Below are 17,352 nucleotides of genomic sequence, written 5' to 3' on the forward strand. Positions count from 1 at the left end.
ACGTCAGTCCTGCGCGCCGGGGTGGCGTTCGGAGCGCAGGGGTCGTGCGAGCAGGCGTTCCACCACGCCCGCCGCGGGCGCGCCGTTCAGCAGGCTGTGGACCGCATCGACGATCGGCATGGAGATGGCATGGCGGCTGGCAATCTCGACCAGCACGGGGGCGGTGAAGGCCCCTTCCGCAACGGTGCGCCGGTCGGCCATCAGGGTATCGGCCGATTGCCCTTCGCCCAGCGCCTTGCCGAGCGAATAGTTGCGGCTGGATGTCGAACTGCAGGTCAGCACCAGATCGCCGAGCCCGCACAGGCCCGCCAGGGTTTCCGTGCGCGCGCCCATCGCTTCGCCGAAACGGAGCATTTCGGCATAGCCGCGCGCGATCAACGATGCGCGGGCGTTCTGGCCCAGCGCCATGCCGTCGACCACGCCGCATGCGATCGCGAGCACGTTCTTGACCGCCCCGCCGATCTCGGCCCCGACGACATCGTCGCTGTAATAGGGGCGGAACTGGGGCCGCCCGATTGCGGGCGCAAGGCGATCCCACTGCTCCTCCCCGCCCGAACAGGCGAGGGTGACTGCGGTGGGCAATCCCGCCGCGACCTCGTGCGCGAAGGTCGGGCCGGACAGCACCGCAACGTTCGAATCGGGGGAAGCCGCACGGGCGACGTGGTTCATCAGATGCCCGGTGCCCTGTTCGATCCCCTTGGAACAAAGCACGAGATCGCGCGGCGTATGCTCCAGCCCCCTCAGAACCGCACCAAGATGCTGCGCGGGCGTAACCGCCAGGACGATCTCGCACGCGGCGAGCTCGCTTAAATCTGTGGTCGCCGCAATGCTTCGCGACAGGGGCGATTCGGGCAGGAACCGGTCATTATGATGATAGGCGTTGATGTCGGCGACGACTTCTTCCTCGTGCGCCCAGATGAGGACCGGCGCGCCGTCCGCCGCGAGCATCTGCGCCAGCGCGGTGCCCCAAGCGCCGGCGCCGATCACCGCGATTTGAGGGGTAGCGCTCATGCCTTCACCCCCGCGCCGCGCACGGGCTGCGCTTCCGGATCGAGGGGCCAGCGCGGGCGGGCCCGGAAATCGAGCGGATCGCCAGCGTGCAGCGGCAGGCGTTCGCAGCCGGCCCACGCAATCATGGCCGCATTATCGGTACAAAGGGCCAGCGGGGGCGCCACGAACCGCATCTCGCGATCCACCGCCAATGTCTCCAGCGCGCCGCGCATCGCCTGATTGGCGGCAACGCCGCCTGCGACGACAAGGGCAGGGGCTTGTTCGAGCGTGTCGAGGGCGCGTGTCAGGCGGTCGAGCACGCAATCGATCGCCGCCTGCTGAAAGCTTGCGGCGATATCGGCGGCTGAATACCGACCCGATTCATGTGCGCGCAGAACCGCGCTTTTCAGTCCCGCAAAGCTGAAATGCGGCTCGGCGCTCCCCTTCAGCGGGCGTGGCAGGGGAACGGCTGTGCTATCCCCCTCGCGCGCCAGCCGCTCGACCGCAGGTCCACCGGGATAGCCAAGGCCGAGAATCTTGGCGGTCTTGTCGAATGCTTCGCCCAGCGCATCGTCGATGGTCGTTGCGTGTCGACGATAGCGACCCACACCCTCCACGCGCAGGATCTGGCAGTGTCCGCCTGAAACGAGCAGCAGGATATAGGGGAAAGCGAGATCGGGATCGGCGAGACGCGGGCTCAGCGCATGCCCCTCCAGATGGTTGATCGCCAGCAGCGGCACGTCGCTCGCCATGGCCAGCGCCTTGCCGGTGACGAGGCCGACCATGACCCCGCCGATCAATCCCGGCCCGGCGGTCGCGGCGATGGCATCGAGGTCGCGCAACTCGACGCCGCTTTCGCTCAGAACCGCATCGATCATCGGCGCGAGCCGTTCCGCATGGGCGCGCGCGGCGATTTCGGGCACGACCCCGCCATAGGGCGCATGCTCCGCCTCCTGCGAGGCGATGCGTTGCGCCACGATGCGTCTGTCGGTGGTGACCAACGCCGCTGCCGTTTCGTCGCAGCTCGATTCTATGCCCAGAACGAGGCCCATCCGGCTTCCCCTTAGCCGATGCCCCCGTTAGGGCAAACCTGCCCATGTCCGATAAGCCCATCCTTCGTCTCGGAACCCGCCGCTCGCCGCTCGCCATGGCGCAAGCGGAGGAAACCCGATTGCGCCTGTGCGCCGCCCATGGGTGGCTAGAGGACGCGGTCGAACTGGTGCCGGTCGTCGCGAGCGGGGACAAGGTGCAGGACCGCCCGCTGGCCGAAATCGGCGGCAAGGCGCTCTGGACCAAGGAACTCGACGCCTGGCTGGCAGCAGGGCGGATCGACGCCGCGGTCCATTCCATGAAGGATGTGGAGACGATCCGACCCGCGGAAATTTCGATCGCCGCTATCCTGCCGCGTGGCGACCGCCGCGATGCGCTGGTCGGGGCGAGCGATGTCTCGGCCATCCCGCAAGGTGCGACGCTGGGCACCAGTGCGCCGCGCCGCGTCGCGCAGATGCTGCACCTGCGGCCCGATCTCAAACCGGTGACGTTCCGCGGAAACGTGGCCACACGGCTGTCGAAGCTCGCGGCGGGAGAGGCCGATGTCACGCTGCTCGCCCGTGCCGGGCTCGACCGGCTGGGCGAGACGGGAGTCGGCCATCCACTGCCGCTGGAGACTTTCCTGCCCGCGGTCGCGCAAGGGGCGATCGGGATCGAGTGTCGCACCGGCGACGAGCGGGCGAAGGCCTTGCTGGGTGCGATCGACGATGCATCGAGCCATGCCGAGGTTTTCGCCGAACGCGCGCTGCTCGCCGGGCTGGGCGGGACCTGCCACAGCCCGATCGCCGTGCTCGCACAGTTCCGTGAAGGCGCGATCGAGATGCGTGCGGCGATATTCAGTGCCGATGGCGCGGAAAGGATCGCAGGCGAAGCGCGCTTCGATGCGGGTGACGGGAGCGCGCCAAGGGACCTCGCGCTCCGGATGCTTGCCGATGCGCCGGCTCTGGTGCGCAACCTGTTCGACGGCGCTCCTTGACCCGCCGGATCGTCGCCATTCGCCCCGAGCCGGGGCTGACCGAAACGCTGACGCGCGCGCACCACATGGGACTGCGGGTCACGGGACTGCCCTTGTCGCAGGCCGAACCGGTAGGGTGGACGCCCCCGGCGGTAGCCTATGACGGCTTGCTGGTGGGCAGCGCCAACGTCTTCCGCCACGGCGGCTCCGAACTCGAAAAGCTGCGCGACGTGCCGGTGCTGGCGGTCGGAGAGAGGACCGCGGACGCCGCGCGCCGGACCGGTTGGCGAGTCGAGGCAACCGGCGAAGGCGGGTTGCAGGCGTTGCTCGACGCCTTGCCCGCGCAGCCGCGCCGGCTGTTGCGCCTGGCGGGCGAGCAACGTGTCGAACTCGCGGTGCCGGATTCGGTAGAGATCGACACGGTCACGCTTTATCGCATGCGCCACCATCAGGTGACGCCCGCGCAAGGCGCGCTGTTCAGCCGCGGTTCGGTCGTGCTGCTCCATTCGGGCGAGGCTGCGGCGCATTTCGCGCGTGAATGCGAGCGGAGCGGGATCGAACGCAATGCGCTGTCCCTGGCCGCGCTCGCCCCGCGCATAGCGGAGGCCGCAGGGCCGGGATGGGGCAAAGTGCGGGTGGCCCCCGCACCGAACGACGCCGCGCTATTGGCTATCGCGGGCGAACTGTGCGAGAGCCCCTGATAAAGCGTGTCGACGGTGGGGTCGGCCTGCGGGACGGGACGGAATGAACGAAACGAGCGTGCAAGGCCCGCGGGGCGTATCTTGGCGGTCCCTGCTGGGGATCGTGCTGTTGCTGCTGTTGATCGCAGCGGCGGTGGCGATATTCATGTGGTGGCGGCCCGATATCGCCGACATCCGCCGCGACGAGGTGGCGCAGGCGGAAAGCGAGAAGGTCATTGCGCCCAGCGCGAGTACCCCGTCGCCCACCGGCGTGACGCAGGCGGCGATGGCGCCACCTCCCAAATCGGCGGCCAGCGTGGCTCGCCAGCAGGGCGGCATCGAACAACGGCTGGCCGCGGCGGAGCAGCGGCTCAACCAGCTCGACATTCAGGCGCAAGCGGCGGCCGGGAATGCCGCGCGTGCGGAAGGGCTGCTGATAGCCTTTGCCGTGCGTCGCTCGATCGAGCGTGGGGCGCAGCTCGGCTATCTGGCCGACCAGCTACGGCTTCGCTTCGGCGATGCCTTGCCCAACGCGGTGTCGACCATCGTGGAAAACTCGCGCGATCCGGTGACGCTCGACCAGCTATCGGCGCGGCTGGAGCAGTTGGGACCGACGCTGGAGGCCCGCGATGCCGGCCCCAGCCTGAGCATGCTCAAGCGTGAATTGAACCAGCTTTTCATCATCCGGCGCGAAAGCTCGCCGTCGCCGACGCCCGAGCGGCGGCTGGAGCGCGCGCGTCTGTTTCTCGAAAGCGGGCGCTACGAGGCGGCGATCGACGAGGTTGGGCGGATGCCTGGGGCCGACAAGGCCGAACGATGGATGGCGGATACGCGGCGCTATGCCGCGGTGCAGCGCGCGCTCGACCTGGTGGAAACGGCGGCGATCCTGGAGCCGCGGCGTTTGCGCGATGGGTCGGGCAATCCGGTCAGCCGTTCCAGTGTGGTGACCATGCAGGGCCAGTCCCAGCAGTAGCGGCGGGGCTCAGGCCTCCAGCATGGCCGGACGATCGCCGGAGACACCGCGCGCTTCGTCCATGAACCAGTCCTTCAGCACCGGGAGCCGCTGGACCGCGCCCATGCCGAGCCGACGGATGGCCGAAGCGGTGCGCCCGGGGACACCGAACAGCCGCGTGAGGCCGTCCGTGGCGAGGGCAACGGAAAAGGCGTCGAGCCCGCGCCAGGTCTCGTAGCGGGCGAGCAATTGCGCATCGCCGAAATCGAGCCCAAGCCGCCGCCCGTCCTCCAGCACTTGTACCAGCGCGCCGACGTCGCGCAGGCCCAGATTGAGCCCCTGCCCGGCGATCGGGTGGATGCCGTGCCCGCTATCGCCCACCAGCGCGAGCCGCTGCGCCGTGATCTTCGCGGTGTGATGAAAGCCGAGCGGGAAGGAGGCGCGCGGGCCGGACACGTCGAGCGCGCCGAACAAATTGCCCATGCGCTTCTCGACCTCCGCCAGGAAAGCGCGGTCGCCAAGTTTCACGACCCCCGCGGCATCGCGCTGCGACACGGTCCAGACCAGCGCGCTGCGATGACGACCCTGTTGATCGTCGAGCAGGGGCAGCAGCGCGAAGGGCCCGGCGGGGTAGAAGATTTCCCAGGCCACGTTGCCGTGCGGCTTCTCGTGGAGCAGCCCAGCGATAATCGCGCTATGATCGTATTGCCACTTGGCGACCGGAATCCCGGCTTGCTCGCGGGTGGGCGAACCGCGACCCTCGGCCGCTATCATCAGGCTCGCTTTGAGCCGTGTTCCGTCGGCTAAGCGCACCGAGGCTCCGAACTCGTCGCGGGTGCGTTCGACCACCTCCGCGCTGGAATGCCACGCAATGCGCTTTTCCCCACGCGCGGCTTCGAACAGAGAGAGGCGCAACTGCCGGTTGGCGAACATTCGGCCCAGCGAACCCTCGTGCGGTTCGGGGCGGAAATCGATGCGGCCGGGCCGCAGCTGATCGGACACCGCGATGGTGTCGATCGGGCAGCCATGCGGCTCCAACGCTTCGGTCAGCCCGATATGGCGGAACAGGTTCCAGCTCGCGGTCGAGATCGCCGAAGCGCGCCCGTCGAACCCTTCCGCCGTCAGATCGGCGGGATCGGCGCGATCCACGACATGGCTGGTGAAGCCACGGCTTGCCGCGGCGAGGGCCAGCGTCATGCCCACCAGGCCGCCGCCGAGGATCAGGAGGTCGCGCTTGTCGTCCATCGCCCTCGCTCCTAGAGGGCGAGACACCATGCGCGCAAGTTCGTTGCCCCGCATCGCGGTGCTTTTCCTCGCTGTCCTCGCCTCTCTCCTGGCGCAGCCTTCGCATGCGCAAGGGGTCGAGCCGCCGCATCTCAGGCCCCAATTGTTGCTGGTCGACAGCGGCGATGGCGGGCGGGAGCGGACCTATGCGCTGGTGTTCGATCCAGAGCCCGGCTGGCACGGTTACTGGCGCAACCCCGGCGATGCCGGCTTGCCGATGCATCTGGAATGGAACTGGCCCCGCGACTGGATCGGAGAACTGCAATATCCCGTCCCGCAACAACTCGTGATCGGCGGGCTGATGAACCATGTGTACGAGCACCAGTACGCGGTGCTGGTGCCAGTGAAGATGCCGAGCGGGGCGCAGGCCGAGGGCCGTGAGCCCCTGTCGGTGAAAGCTCGCTGGCTCGCCTGCACGGACCGGATCTGCGTTCCCGAAAGCGCCACTCTGGTGGCCGGCGACGCGCGCGGGAGCGAAGCGCGTTTCGCCAAATGGCAGGCCGCCATTCCCCCATTGCTCGATCGGACCGCGCGCTTCGATGCGCAGGGCGGTTCTCTCACGCTCGCGATCCCGGTGCCAGGCAGTTTCGACCTAGCAAACCCCCATGTCTTCATCGGCGAGGGCGAGGTTGTCGATTACGCCGCACCCCAGACCTTCTCACGCACGGGCGACACGCTCATCGCGCGCTTGCCGCGAACGGAAGACGGACAAACGCCGGAGAAAATCACCGGCATCCTCGCCTATGGCGATGGGCAGGGCTTTCGTTTCGAAGCCGTGCCGGGGTCCGTCCCTGCGACCGGTGAACCGCTCGGCGCGGGCGGACCAGGCTCATCGCTCGCACTGCTGGTGCTCGGCGCGATCCTGGGCGGGCTGATCCTCAACGTCATGCCCTGCGTGTTTCCCATCCTGAGCCTGAAGGCGCTGGCTCTCGCGAAGGCGGGCGGCACCGAACGGGCGGCGCGGCGCGATGCGCTGGCCTATACCGCGGGCGTGCTGGTGGCCTGCCTCGCGCTCGGTGGCCTGCTGCTGGGCTTGCGCGGCGCCGGGGTCCAGGTGGGCTGGGCGTTCCAGTTGCAGCAACCGGTTGTGCTCATTGCGCTGTTCCTGCTTGGCTGTGCGATCACCGCCAATTTCCTGGGCCTGTTCGAAATACCCGGTATCGCAATCCGCGGCGGCGCGCCCAGCAGCGGCACGGGAGGTTCATTCGCCACCGGTCTTCTCGCCGCGTTCGTCGCAACGCCGTGTACGGGGCCATTCATGGCGGCGGCGCTGGGCGCGGCGCTGGTGCTACCACCGATCGCGGCGCTCGCTCTGTTCGCCGGATTGGGGCTAGGGCTCGCGCTTCCGTTCCTGCTCCTGGGGTTCATCCCCGCACTGCGGTCGCGCCTGCCACGTCCCGGCCCATGGATGGAGCGGTTTCGCCGGTGGATGTCGCTGCCGATGGGCCTGACCGTTGTTGCGCTCGGCTGGCTCCTCTGGCGTATCGGGGGCACCGGCTGGGCGCTGTCGGTCGGGGCGATCGCGATCGTGATGGTGGGCCTGCTGCTCCAGCTCGGGCGGAGCCAGCGCAGGCTGGACGGTCGGGGCCTGCTGCCCGCCATCGGCGCCTGCGCGGCGGCCGCGTTCGCGCTGGTCGCGCTTCCCGCGCCGCCCGCCGTGGTCAGCGCAGGCGCGGACAGTCTGCTGGAGCCGCAGCCTTTCAGCGCCGCCGCGCTGGCCGATGCGCGGGCCAGCGGCCGGCCGGTGTTCGTGTGGTTCACCGCCGACTGGTGCCTCACTTGCAAGGTCAACGAGGAGGTCGCGATCGAGCGTGAGACGACCGCCGACGCCTTCGAGCGCGCAGGGGTGAAGACCTTGCGCGGCGACTGGACGCGTCCCGATCCGCAGATCACGCAATTCCTTGCCGAACAAGGCGTGGCAGGCGTGCCGCTCTACCTGTGGTACAAGCCCGGCGCAGGCGATCCCGAGCAACTGCCCCAGGTCCTGACGCCCGATACGCTGGTCAGCCGGGCGGAGAGGGCGACGCCTCGGGGCTCTGCGCGATCTGGGTCAGATCCGAGCACGCCTCGATAAGCTTCCCCGGCAGCGGGCTGGGGTGCAGCATCAGGCTTCCCGCGCCCGGAATCGTCAGCTCGACATCGTGCGAGCCGGTCAGCACGTCGAGCTCGGCGCTGTCCGCGGACTGCCCACCCTCCCACAACCATGCGCGCCCGTTGTTGCGGGCGGCAACCTCGAACCGTTCGACATGGCCGTTCCCGATCAGCGCCATGATCGCCTTCGCATTGCGATCGGCGGGGGAGAAGCGGGTGAAATCGATCCGCGGCACCTCGGTGGAGGTGTCGCACCGTATCGCCAGGAACGGCATCTTGCCGGGAACCCCGTAGAGGATCCGCAGCGGCTGCGCACCGGCGGCCCAGACGGCGCCCTTCGCATCGGGTGACGGCAGCGGGTCCGAAGCGAAGGTTTCCGCTTGTCTGGTGAGCGTCATGCGCGAGACGTAATCATCCGATGCCGGCGGCTTGCACGCGGTGCAGACCAGCAGGAGGGCGAGGGCAAGCGGGCGGGAAGGCGACATGTCCGCCCGCCATAATCGCGCGAACGGCGCGTCCGCAATAGGGTTCGGCAGGGTTATGCCGCTCGCTTGGCGATCCGATCCAGTTTCGTCCAGTGCATACGGCGGAGAGGAGTTGCATTCACGATGGCCGAAATAGCGTGCGACGCGCTGAGCCTCACCGCATTTTCTTCTGCGTTCGCCCGTATCGAAGCTTCCGCGTCCCCGGCCTGCCCTCATTGCTGCGTCCCACGCGCGGCGCTTTCTGCTCACCCTCGGGCAAGCCAAGCTCGTCGTTTTCGAGCTGGCGGATTTCGTCGCGCAGGCGGCCGGCTTCCTCGAATTCGAGGTTGGCGGCGGCGTCGCGCATCTTCTTTTCCAGGTCCTCGATATAGGCGCGCAGATTATGGCCCACGAGGTTCTGTGGTTCGTCCTCGACCGCGCCGTCCTCGCCCTTGCTCGCATGGGCGACGATGTCGGCGATCGCGCGGCGGATTGTGGTCGGGGTGATCCCGTGTTCCTCGTTATACGCGCGCTGTTTCTCGCGGCGGCGCTCGGTCTCCGCCATCGCGCGTTCCATCGAACCCGTGATGCGGTCGGCGTAGAGGATCACACGGCCATCCACGTTACGCGCGGCGCGACCGATGGTCTGGATCAGCGAAGTCTCCGACCGCAGGAAGCCTTCCTTGTCCGCGTCGAGGATGCACACCAGCCCGCATTCGGGAATGTCGAGCCCCTCGCGTAGCAGATTGATGCCGACCAGCACATCGTACACGCCCAGCCGCAGGTCGCGGATCAGCTCGATACGTTCGAGGGTTTCGACGTCGGAGTGCATGTAGCGCACCTTTACCCCGGCCTCGTGCATGAATTCAGTGAGGTCTTCGGCCATGCGCTTGGTCAATGTCGTGACCAGCGTGCGATAGCCCTTCTTGGCGGTCTCCTTGCACTCGTTGATGCAATCCTGGACCTGGTCCTCGACCGGACGGATATCGACCGGGGGGTCGATGAGGCCGGTGGGGCGGATGACCTGCTCGGCGAAGACGCCGCCGGTCTGCTCCATCTCCCAGCTGCCCGGCGTCGCGCTGACACAAAAGGTTTGCGGGCGCATCGCGTCCCATTCGTTGAAGCGCAGCGGACGATTGTCGATGCAACTCGGCAGGCGGAAGCCGTATTCGGCCAGCGTGAGCTTGCGCCGGTGGTCGCCGCGCGCCATCGCGCCCACCTGCGGCACCGTCTGGTGGCTCTCGTCCACGAACAACAGCGCGTTCTCGGGCAGGTATTCGAACAGCGTCGGCGGCGGTTCGCCGGGCAGGCGGCCGGTCAGGAAGCGGCTGTAGTTCTCGATGCCGTTGCAGCTGCCGGTCGCGGCGATCATCTCGAGGTCGAAATTGGTGCGTTGTTCCAGCCGCTGGTGTTCGAGCAGCTTGCCTTCCGCCTCCAGCTCCTTGAGCCGTTCGGCCAGCTCGAACTTGATGGCTTCGGCAGCCTGTTTCATCGTCGGCCCGGGCGTTACGTAGTGCGAGTTGGCATAGACGCGCACCTTGTCCAGCTTGGTGCCGGGTTTACCGGTGAGCGGATCGAACTCGACGATTTCTTCAATGTCGTCCCCGAAGAAGCTGATCCGCCACGCGGTGTCTTCGTAGTGGCTGGGGAAGATTTCCAGATTGTCGCCGCGCACGCGGAAATTGCCGCGCGCGAAGGCCGCGTCGTTGCGCTTGTATTGGAGCGCCACCAGCTTGCGGATCAGCTCGCGCTGGTCGACGCTCTCGCCCTGCTTGATGTCGAAGATCATAGCCGAGTACGTCTCGACCGAGCCGATACCGTAGAGGCAGGATACCGAAGCCACGATCAGCACGTCGTCGCGCTCCAGCAGCGCGCGCGTGGCCGAGTGGCGCATCCGGTCGATCGCCTCGTTCACCGAGCTTTCCTTCTCGATGTACGTGTCGCTGCGCGGCACGTAGGCCTCGGGCTGGTAGTAGTCGTAATAGCTGACGAAATACTCGACCGCGTTGTTGGGAAAGAAGCTGCGGAATTCACCGTAGAGCTGCGCGGCGAGGATCTTGTTGGGTGCCAGGATCAGCGCGGGCCGCTGCAGTTCCTCGATCACCTTGGCCATGGTGAAGGTCTTGCCGGAGCCCGTTACGCCCAGCAGGCACTGCGTCTGGTCGCCCTCCCGCGCGGCCCCGACCAGTTCGGCGATCGCGGTCGGCTGGTCGCCTGCGGGCTCGTAGTCCGACACCAGTTCGAACCTCTTGCCCGGCATCGACTTCTCGGGCCGGTTTGGCTTGTGCGGGGTGAAGCTGCCGGAGGTATCGGGCTCTTCCAGCCCGCGACGGATAACGAGTTCGGCCATGTGCCCCGATATGGGGCATCGCAGCGGGCGCCGCAATGACAGGTGGCGCACTGGTGCACACACGCGGCACCCGACCTTCGCGACAGCGATCTGACATGGTCCACGCGATACTTGGAACCGCGGAGCATTCCCTTATGTTACGGTTTCATGGCATCGCTCGCTCCTCCGATCAGCTGGACCGCGTCCGCGCAGACGGTGCGCCGACGCGTGTCGCTGGCGCTGGAGAAGGAGGCGCGCAAGGCGCGCCGCCCCTCGCTACGGTTGCTGGTGGCGGAGCTGTCCTATCTCGCCGAACCCGTGTTGCAGCGCGTACGCGATTTCGCCGATCCCTACGTCCTGCCGAAAACGCACGAACCGCAGACGGTGATGCTGGTGCCCGGCTTCCTCTCGCACCCGGTCCGCATGCGCCGCATGGCGCACAAGCTGGAGCAGGCGGGGCACAAGGTGAAGCGCTGGGGGCAAGGCATGAACACCGGCGTGTCGGAAGATCGCCTGCGTCTGGCCGAGCAGCGCCTGGTCGATCTCCACCGTCGCTACGGTCGCAAGGTGTGGCTCGTCGGCTGGAGCCTGGGCGGCCTGTATGCGCGCGAGATCGCCAAGTTGCAGCCCGATCTGGTGGCGGGGGTCATCACCATGGGGAGCCCGTTCTCCGGCGATTTGCGGGCGAACAATGCCTGGCGGGTCTATCAACTGGTCGCCGGGCATCGCGTCGATCAGGTTCCGGTGGAGGCGCAACTGGCCGAGAAGCCCCCGGTCCGCACAATCGCTTTCTGGAGCCCGCGTGACGGAGTGATCGACCCGCGGTGCGCCGCGGGGCGGCCTGGCGAACGCGACCGAGCGGTCGCCTTGCGCTGCTCGCATATGGATTTCGCATTCTCGCGTACCGCCATTCGCGCGGTGGCCCGGGAACTCGATCGCTCCTGAACCTTTCTAGCATGGGAGAGGAGGTGGCGGGCCTTGAGGGTCTAACGAGGGGGATTCATGTCCGAGGGCGACGCCCAATTCGATGAAATGCAGATTGCAGGTGGCGGGGTGCGCGAAGCCTATTCGGAATATTCCGAATGGTTCGAAGAGCAGGATATGGCCCTGCTTCGCCGCAAGCATTTCGAGGCGGAAGGGCAGTTCCGCCGCACCGGCATAACTTTCAACGTCTATGGCGAGGATGAGGCGGAAGAGCGCCTGATCCCGTTCGACATGGTGCCGCGCATCATCAGCGCAGCCGAGTGGCGCAAGCTGACGCGCGGGATCGAGCAGCGGGTGAGCGCTCTCAACGCATTCATGCACGACCTCTATCACCGGCAGGAAATCATCCGCGCCGGGCGCATCCCGGAACGACTCTTCCGCCAGAACGACGCGTGGTTGCCCAATATGGTGGGCTTCACCCCGCCGGGCGGGGTCTATACCCACATTGTCGGGATCGACCTGGTTCGCACAGGACCCGACGAGTTCTTTGTGCTGGAAGACAATGCCCGGACGCCTAGCGGCGTCTCCTACATGCTGGAAAACCGCGAGACCATGATGGCGATGTTCCCCGATCTGTTTACACGGATCGGTGTGGAGGCGGTGTCGAACTATCCCCGTCGCCTTGCCCGCAGTCTCGCCGCCTGCGCTCCCGCCTCCACGGTGGGGAAGCCGACCGTGGCGGTGCTGACGCCCGGCATCTACAACAGCGCCTATTTCGAGCACGCCTTCCTCGCCGATCAAATGGGCGCGGAACTGGTCGAGGGGTCGGACCTGCGCGTCATCGACGGGCATGTCCAGATGCGCACGACCCAAGGCTATCAGACGGTCGATGTCCTCTATCGCCGGGTCGACGACGAATTCCTCGACCCGCTGACCTTCAATCCCGACAGCGTGCTGGGCGTGCCCGGCATCATGGACGTCTATCGCGCGGGCAACATCACCATCGCCAATGCGCCGGGCACCGGGGTCGCCGACGACAAAGCGATCTATTCGTTCATGCCCGACATCGTCGAGTTCTACACCGGCGAGAAGCCGCTATTGCCCAATGTCGAGACATGGCGCTGCGCCGACCCCGACAGCCTCAAATACGTTCTCGACAACCTGGCGGAACTGGTGGTGAAGGAGGTTCACGGTTCGGGGGGCTACGGCATGCTGGTCGGCCCTGCCTCGACGCGCAAGCAGATCGCGGAATTCCGGCAGAAGATCGAAGCGCGCCCGGACAATTACATCGCGCAACCGACCCTGTCGCTGTCGACCTGCCCGATCTTCACCCGCAAGGGGCTTGCCCCGCGGCATGTCGACTTGCGTCCCTTCGTGCTCATGTCTCCCAACGGTGTGGACATCACCCCGGGTGGGCTGACCCGGGTGGCGCTGAAGAAGGGCTCGCTGGTGGTTAATTCCAGCCAGGGTGGCGGGACCAAGGATACCTGGGTGCTCAAGGACTGATGGGGGGGACGACACGCATGCTGGGCCGCACCGCCAATGGCCTGTTCTGGATGTTCCGCTATCTCGAGCGGGCGGAGAACACCGCGCGCCTGCTCGATGCCGGGCTGCGCATGGCGCTGACCCGCGACATGGTGACCGCGGAGGAGGAATGGCGCTCCGTCATCCAGACCGCCGGGCGGCGCGAGGCCTACGAGGCGCATCACGCGACCTATACCGGCGTGCAGGCGTGGAATTTCATCCTGCGTGACAAGGCCAATCCGAGCAGTGTCATGGACATGGTCGATGGCGTACGCACCAATGCCCGAGCCGCGCGCAATGCGATCAGCGGCGAGCTGTGGGAAGCGGTCAACGAAATCTGGATGCAGATGAACGACATGCTGGCACGTCCTGTGGGGCAGGGCTCGGTCGGCAATGTCATCACCGCCATTCGCCACGGCGGCACGCTGGCGCACGGGGCGCTGGCCGGCTCGATGTTGCGGGACGAGGGCTATCATTTCGCGCGTGCCGGGACGTTTGTGGAGCGCGGCGACAGCACCGCCCGCATCCTCGACATCAAATATTATCTGCTGTTGCCCTCGCTGTCCTATGTCGGGTCGAGCCTCGATACCGGGCAGTGGGACACGGTCCTGCGTTCCGTATCGGGCGACCGCGCCTATCGCTGGCTGAACGCCGCCAACATCGACGCGCGCGGTATCGTCCAATTCCTCGCGCTCGACGACCGCTTCCCCCGGAGTCTCGCCTTCTGTCACAGTCAGTTGCGCGAGGAACTGGCCGCGTTGGCCCGGCTGCACGGCGTGGAAGGCCAGAGCAACGCGCTGATGCGCGAGGCCGACACGCGGCTCGCCAACCTCTCGGTCGAGGATATCTTCGACCGGGGGCTGCACGAATTCCTGACCGAATTCATGCAGTCCAACGCCGCCATCGCTCAGGCGATCGGCGAAGATTACAGGTTTCACCTCTGATGCGCCTATCCGTCCGCCACACCTCCCGTTATCGCTTTTCCGAGCCCGTCGTGCACGCGCTGCAACGCCTGCGGCTCACGCCCAAGAGCACGCAGGGTCAGGAAATCGTCGAATGGTCGATGCATTACGACGGCGCCGAGGAGGAGCTGGAATATGACGACCAGCATCACAACACTACGACGCTGGTCGCTGTCGAACCGGGTGCGCAAGAGGTCGTCATCACCTGCTCCGGAACGGTCGATACTCACGATCATGCGGGAGTGATCGGCAGCCATGCGGGGCATCTGCCCCTGTGGAGTTTCCTGTCGCAGACCAAATTGACGCGACCGGGGCCGAGTGTGCGCAGCCTGATGAAGAAGCTCGATAACAGTCTCGGCCCGCTCGATTATCTTCACGCCTTGTCACAGACAATCCGTGACGAAGTCGAGTATCGCACCGGGGAGACGGGTGTCACCACGACTGCCGAACAGGCTGCCGAGCAGGGCCGCGGGGTGTGTCAGGACCATGCGCACATCTTTATCGGTGTGGCACGGCAGCATGGCATTCCAGCACGCTACGTCAGCGGATATCTGATGATGAACGACCGCATCGATCAGGAGGCCACGCATGCGTGGGCCGAAACGCATGTCGAAGGTCTGGGCTGGGTCGGCTTCGACATCTCCAACGGCATCAGCCCCGACCAGCGCTATATTCGTGTCGCGACCGGCCGCGACTATCGCGACGCCGCACCGATCACGGGCATCAGTTTCGGGACGACGACGGAGGACCTTCGTGTCGACGTCGCAGTCGAGCAGCAGCAGGTCGACCAGCAGTAGATACCTTGCCGTCGGGGTTGATCGCTCCGACGCGCAATGCCAGCGAGGTGGCGGATCGGCGAGGCTCCGTTCGCGTCCGCCAGGGAGACGAAGATGACTTATTGCGTTGGCATGGTGCTGGAGAAAGGCCTCGTTCTAATGAGCGACACCCGAACCAATTCGGGCGTCGACAACATTTCGACGTTCCGCAAGATGCACCACTGGCGCGTGCCCGGAGAACGCATCATCACCCTGATGACGGCGGGCAATCTGGCAACGACCCAGGCGGTCGTCAGCCAGTTGGAGGAGCGGACCAAGCTGCCCGAGAACCGGGCGAATTCGGTCCTGGAAAGTGCGACGATGTTCAACGTTGCCACCGAAGTGGGGCGACTGCTCCACGAGATCATCGAGGAACGCCAGAAGGCCAATGGCGACCGGGGGAAGGGGCGTTTCACCGCCTCCATTATCCTCGCCGGGCAGATCACGGGCATGGAGCCGCGCCTGTTCCTGATCTATCCGGAAGGCAATTTCATCGAAGCCAGCTTCGACACGCCTTTCTTCCAGATCGGCGAGACCAAGTACGGTCGCCCGATCCTGATCCGTGGTTACGATCCGCAGATGAGTTTCGAAGATGCGGTGAAGCTGTTGATGGTGAGCTTCGATTCGACGCTCAAGGCGAACCTGTCGGTCGGCCTGCCGCTGGACATGATGGTGATCGAGAAGGACGGCTTCGCGCCCGCCCATTCGCGGCGGATCGAGGGCGACGATCCCTACTTCCAGGAAATCTCGTCCAGCTGGAGCGACGCGCTGCGTCACGCCTTCTACTCGCTGCCCGATTACACCTTTCAGACCTAGGAATTTTACCTAATAGTAAACCTTTAATCAGCGCGGTGCACCGTACAAACGCGGGTGCCGACTACATCCATAATTGACCAAATATTACGGGTACCGGGCGGCTACGAAGCGTCCTTGCTCACGCTACTTGGTCCATATCCGCATTACCCCCGATTGTGTCGTTCACTAGCCAACCGCATCGTTGCTTGCATGGAAGCCACGGTCCTGCATTGCGTCGACGCGGATAGCCGGACACGGGCGGAACTTGCGCGGGCGACGTTCGCGCTGGGCTATCATGCCGAGGTTTACGGCTCGATCGAAGAGCTCGCCCAGCATGCGCCCGAGGACGGTATCGTAATTGCACGGGACGATCCGAGCAGAGGCGGAATATCCGAAGCGCTGGACGTTCTCGAAAGAAGCGGTGTCTGGCTGTCGGTGATAGCCATGGGGGACGCGCCTTCCGCCGCGCGTATCGTCGCCGCGGTGAAGGCGGGTGCACTTGACTACCTCTCCCTGCCGCTCGATCGGCAACGCTTCGCCGCCACCTTGCGCCGGGTGGGGGAGGAGGCGCGGCGCGCGGCCCAATTGCGCCGACGGATGATCGAAGCGCGCGCGAGGATCGCGGACCTGACGACCCGTGAACGGGAGGTGCTGGACCAGCTGACCGAAGGCGCGAGCAACAAAGCGATCGCGCGCGCGCTGGCGATCAGTCCGCGCACGGTCGAAATCCACCGGGCGAACATGATGGGCAAGCTCGGCGCGCGCCATCCCGCGGACGCGGTGCGGCTACGGATCGAGGCGCGGCTGGAGCCGCCGATCGCGGGATAGAGCCGCAACGCTAACGGCAGAAGCTTCCGTCCCCGCTTTCCAGGTGGAAGTGATCGTGATGCGCGGCATTGTAATCCGGGCCGAGGACGGTGCCGAACCGTTTGCAGGCGCTGGCGTGCACGATGCGCAGGAAGTCGCGCTTCGCCCCGTCCCCGCTGTTCCAGTCGCCGGATACGCTGATGCGACGCCCGTCCGTCAGCACGAAGGCGGCGATATCGACCGCTTCGGCGCGCGAATGGGCCGAGCGGCGCGAGCTGCCCGCGACGTTGCGGCACGAATAGCTGCCGAACGTCTCGATCCGCGCAAGAGGCGCACCCAGATGGCGGCGCGCGGCGCGATCGACGCCATAGCGCGCCCAACCCTCCAGCGTACTGGCGAGCGGGCAGGTCACCGGCCCGATATTGCCCAGCTCCACCGTTCCCACATCTGCCGCGAGGCCCGAGAGTTGGACGGTGCCCAGCGTATGGCAGCCGTCCCCGAAGTAGCGATCGGGGAGGGCGGAGAAGGTCGCCCCCTGATCCGCCAGGCGCGCCAGGCAGAGCCGGTTGGCGGGGCTTTCGGCGACAGGTTGCGCCACGTCGCGTGCGGGGCGGGCGGGTTCCGGGGTGCTGCCTTTGCCACCGGGCAGCAGAGAGCAGGCCGGCAGCGACAGAGCAGCGGTCAGAACCGCGATAGAGGCGAGACCTCGAGCCATTCGGCCATTCTCGCC

At 66.4% G+C, this 17,352-nt stretch carries 16 protein-coding genes; 10 read left to right on the forward strand and 6 right to left on the reverse strand.

Translation table 11 applies throughout. The features are described from left to right. Window positions 1-3: 3 nt before the first annotated feature. Both MKP08_RS07815 and tsaD read right to left on the reverse strand, forming a co-directional pair. On the reverse strand, window positions 4-1,011 hold the full coding sequence (locus tag MKP08_RS07815; protein ID WP_241553347.1) for an NAD(P)H-dependent glycerol-3-phosphate dehydrogenase: 1,008 nt from the start codon (window positions 1,009-1,011) through the stop codon (window positions 4-6). Further along, window positions 1,008-2,042, reverse strand: a complete 1,035-nt coding sequence (tsaD, locus tag MKP08_RS07820) for a tRNA (adenosine(37)-N6)-threonylcarbamoyltransferase complex transferase subunit TsaD (protein WP_241553348.1) — start codon at window positions 2,040-2,042, stop codon at window positions 1,008-1,010. The genes MKP08_RS07815 and tsaD overlap by 4 nt, the downstream gene beginning before the upstream one ends. 44 nt (window positions 2,043-2,086) lie before the next feature. Here tsaD and hemC point away from each other — a divergent pair, with 44 nt between their 5' ends. The 3 genes from hemC to MKP08_RS07835 are packed head-to-tail and all read left to right on the forward strand — an operon-like array spanning window position 2,087 to window position 4,648. Next, a complete protein-coding gene (gene hemC / locus MKP08_RS07825) occupies window positions 2,087-3,016 on the forward strand; it encodes a hydroxymethylbilane synthase (protein WP_241553349.1) in 930 nt (309 codons plus the stop codon). Further along, window positions 3,013-3,696, forward strand: a complete 684-nt coding sequence (locus tag MKP08_RS07830) for a uroporphyrinogen-III synthase (protein WP_241553350.1) — start codon at window positions 3,013-3,015, stop codon at window positions 3,694-3,696. Before hemC ends, MKP08_RS07830 begins: the two co-directional genes overlap by 4 nt. 43 nt (window positions 3,697-3,739) lie before the next feature. Further along, on the forward strand, window positions 3,740-4,648 hold the full coding sequence (locus MKP08_RS07835; RefSeq protein ID WP_241553351.1) for an MICOS complex subunit MIC60: 909 nt from the start codon (window positions 3,740-3,742) through the stop codon (window positions 4,646-4,648). A gap of 9 nt (window positions 4,649-4,657) precedes the next feature. Here MKP08_RS07835 and MKP08_RS07840 read toward each other — a convergent pair whose 3' ends face one another. After that, complete coding sequence (locus MKP08_RS07840) at window positions 4,658-5,872, reverse strand: FAD-dependent monooxygenase (RefSeq protein ID WP_241553352.1); 1,215 nt, start codon at window positions 5,870-5,872, stop codon at window positions 4,658-4,660. Between the two features lie 28 nt (window positions 5,873-5,900). Here MKP08_RS07840 and MKP08_RS07845 point away from each other — a divergent pair, with 28 nt between their 5' ends. Further along, window positions 5,901-7,985, forward strand: a complete 2,085-nt coding sequence (locus MKP08_RS07845; RefSeq protein WP_241553353.1) for a protein-disulfide reductase DsbD — start codon at window positions 5,901-5,903, stop codon at window positions 7,983-7,985. On the opposite strand, the gene MKP08_RS07850 is transcribed toward MKP08_RS07845, so the two are convergent. Next, window positions 7,915-8,487 (reverse strand): hypothetical protein, encoded by a 573-nt coding sequence (locus MKP08_RS07850; RefSeq protein ID WP_241553354.1) that lies wholly within the window; start codon window positions 8,485-8,487, stop codon window positions 7,915-7,917. The genes MKP08_RS07845 and MKP08_RS07850 overlap by 71 nt on opposite strands. 154 nt (window positions 8,488-8,641) lie before the next feature. Next, window positions 8,642-10,816: an excinuclease ABC subunit UvrB gene (gene uvrB / locus MKP08_RS07855; protein WP_241553355.1), complete on the reverse strand. Its 2,175-nt coding sequence runs from the start codon at window positions 10,814-10,816 to the stop codon at window positions 8,642-8,644. A gap of 147 nt (window positions 10,817-10,963) precedes the next feature. On the opposite strand from uvrB, the gene MKP08_RS07860 reads away from it, so the two are divergent. From MKP08_RS07860 to MKP08_RS07885, 6 genes are all read left to right on the forward strand, one after another. Next, on the forward strand, window positions 10,964-11,740 hold the full coding sequence (locus tag MKP08_RS07860) for a triacylglycerol lipase (RefSeq protein ID WP_241553356.1): 777 nt from the start codon (window positions 10,964-10,966) through the stop codon (window positions 11,738-11,740). 57 nt (window positions 11,741-11,797) lie between these two features. After that, window positions 11,798-13,225 carry a circularly permuted type 2 ATP-grasp protein gene (locus tag MKP08_RS07865; RefSeq protein WP_241553357.1) on the forward strand — a complete coding sequence of 476 codons (1,428 nt, stop codon included), beginning with the start codon at window positions 11,798-11,800 and terminating at the stop codon, window positions 13,223-13,225. 17 nt (window positions 13,226-13,242) lie between these two features. Continuing rightward, window positions 13,243-14,187, forward strand: a complete 945-nt coding sequence (locus MKP08_RS07870; RefSeq protein WP_215229622.1) for an alpha-E domain-containing protein — start codon at window positions 13,243-13,245, stop codon at window positions 14,185-14,187. Then, window positions 14,187-15,002: a transglutaminase family protein gene (locus tag MKP08_RS07875; protein WP_215228667.1), complete on the forward strand. Its 816-nt coding sequence runs from the start codon at window positions 14,187-14,189 to the stop codon at window positions 15,000-15,002. The genes MKP08_RS07870 and MKP08_RS07875 overlap by 1 nt, the downstream gene beginning before the upstream one ends. Before the next feature lie 93 nt (window positions 15,003-15,095). Then, on the forward strand, window positions 15,096-15,836 hold the full coding sequence (locus MKP08_RS07880; protein ID WP_241553358.1) for a proteasome-type protease: 741 nt from the start codon (window positions 15,096-15,098) through the stop codon (window positions 15,834-15,836). A gap of 189 nt (window positions 15,837-16,025) precedes the next feature. Next, window positions 16,026-16,643: a response regulator transcription factor gene (locus MKP08_RS07885; RefSeq protein ID WP_241553359.1), complete on the forward strand. Its 618-nt coding sequence runs from the start codon at window positions 16,026-16,028 to the stop codon at window positions 16,641-16,643. 10 nt (window positions 16,644-16,653) lie between these two features. On the opposite strand, the gene MKP08_RS07890 is transcribed toward MKP08_RS07885, so the two are convergent. Then, on the reverse strand, window positions 16,654-17,337 hold the full coding sequence (locus tag MKP08_RS07890) for an extensin family protein (protein ID WP_241553360.1): 684 nt from the start codon (window positions 17,335-17,337) through the stop codon (window positions 16,654-16,656). Window positions 17,338-17,352 lie beyond the last annotated feature (15 nt).

The organism is Erythrobacter sp. LQ02-29 (genome assembly GCF_022576075.2).
Classification (GTDB): domain Bacteria; phylum Pseudomonadota; class Alphaproteobacteria; order Sphingomonadales; family Sphingomonadaceae; genus Alteriqipengyuania.

Coding starts and splice junctions, on each gene's coding strand:
- MKP08_RS07815 (WP_241553347.1), bottom strand. CDS start 1,011: ATGAGCGCTACCCCTCAAATCGCGGTGATCGGCGCCGGCGCTTGGGGC.
- tsaD (WP_241553348.1), bottom strand. CDS start 2,042: ATGGGCCTCGTTCTGGGCATAGAATCGAGCTGCGACGAAACGGCAGCG.
- hemC (WP_241553349.1), top strand. CDS start 2,087: ATGTCCGATAAGCCCATCCTTCGTCTCGGAACCCGCCGCTCGCCGCTC.
- MKP08_RS07835 (WP_241553351.1), top strand. CDS start 3,740: ATGAACGAAACGAGCGTGCAAGGCCCGCGGGGCGTATCTTGGCGGTCC.
- MKP08_RS07840 (WP_241553352.1), bottom strand. CDS start 5,872: ATGGACGACAAGCGCGACCTCCTGATCCTCGGCGGCGGCCTGGTGGGC.
- MKP08_RS07845 (WP_241553353.1), top strand. CDS start 5,901: ATGCGCGCAAGTTCGTTGCCCCGCATCGCGGTGCTTTTCCTCGCTGTC.
- MKP08_RS07850 (WP_241553354.1), bottom strand. CDS start 8,487: ATGTCGCCTTCCCGCCCGCTTGCCCTCGCCCTCCTGCTGGTCTGCACC.
- uvrB (WP_241553355.1), bottom strand. CDS start 10,816: ATGGCCGAACTCGTTATCCGTCGCGGGCTGGAAGAGCCCGATACCTCC.
- MKP08_RS07860 (WP_241553356.1), top strand. CDS start 10,964: ATGGCATCGCTCGCTCCTCCGATCAGCTGGACCGCGTCCGCGCAGACG.
- MKP08_RS07865 (WP_241553357.1), top strand. CDS start 11,798: ATGTCCGAGGGCGACGCCCAATTCGATGAAATGCAGATTGCAGGTGGC.
- MKP08_RS07870 (WP_215229622.1), top strand. CDS start 13,243: ATGCTGGGCCGCACCGCCAATGGCCTGTTCTGGATGTTCCGCTATCTC.
- MKP08_RS07875 (WP_215228667.1), top strand. CDS start 14,187: ATGCGCCTATCCGTCCGCCACACCTCCCGTTATCGCTTTTCCGAGCCC.
- MKP08_RS07880 (WP_241553358.1), top strand. CDS start 15,096: ATGACTTATTGCGTTGGCATGGTGCTGGAGAAAGGCCTCGTTCTAATG.
- MKP08_RS07885 (WP_241553359.1), top strand. CDS start 16,026: ATGGAAGCCACGGTCCTGCATTGCGTCGACGCGGATAGCCGGACACGG.
- MKP08_RS07890 (WP_241553360.1), bottom strand. CDS start 17,337: ATGGCTCGAGGTCTCGCCTCTATCGCGGTTCTGACCGCTGCTCTGTCG.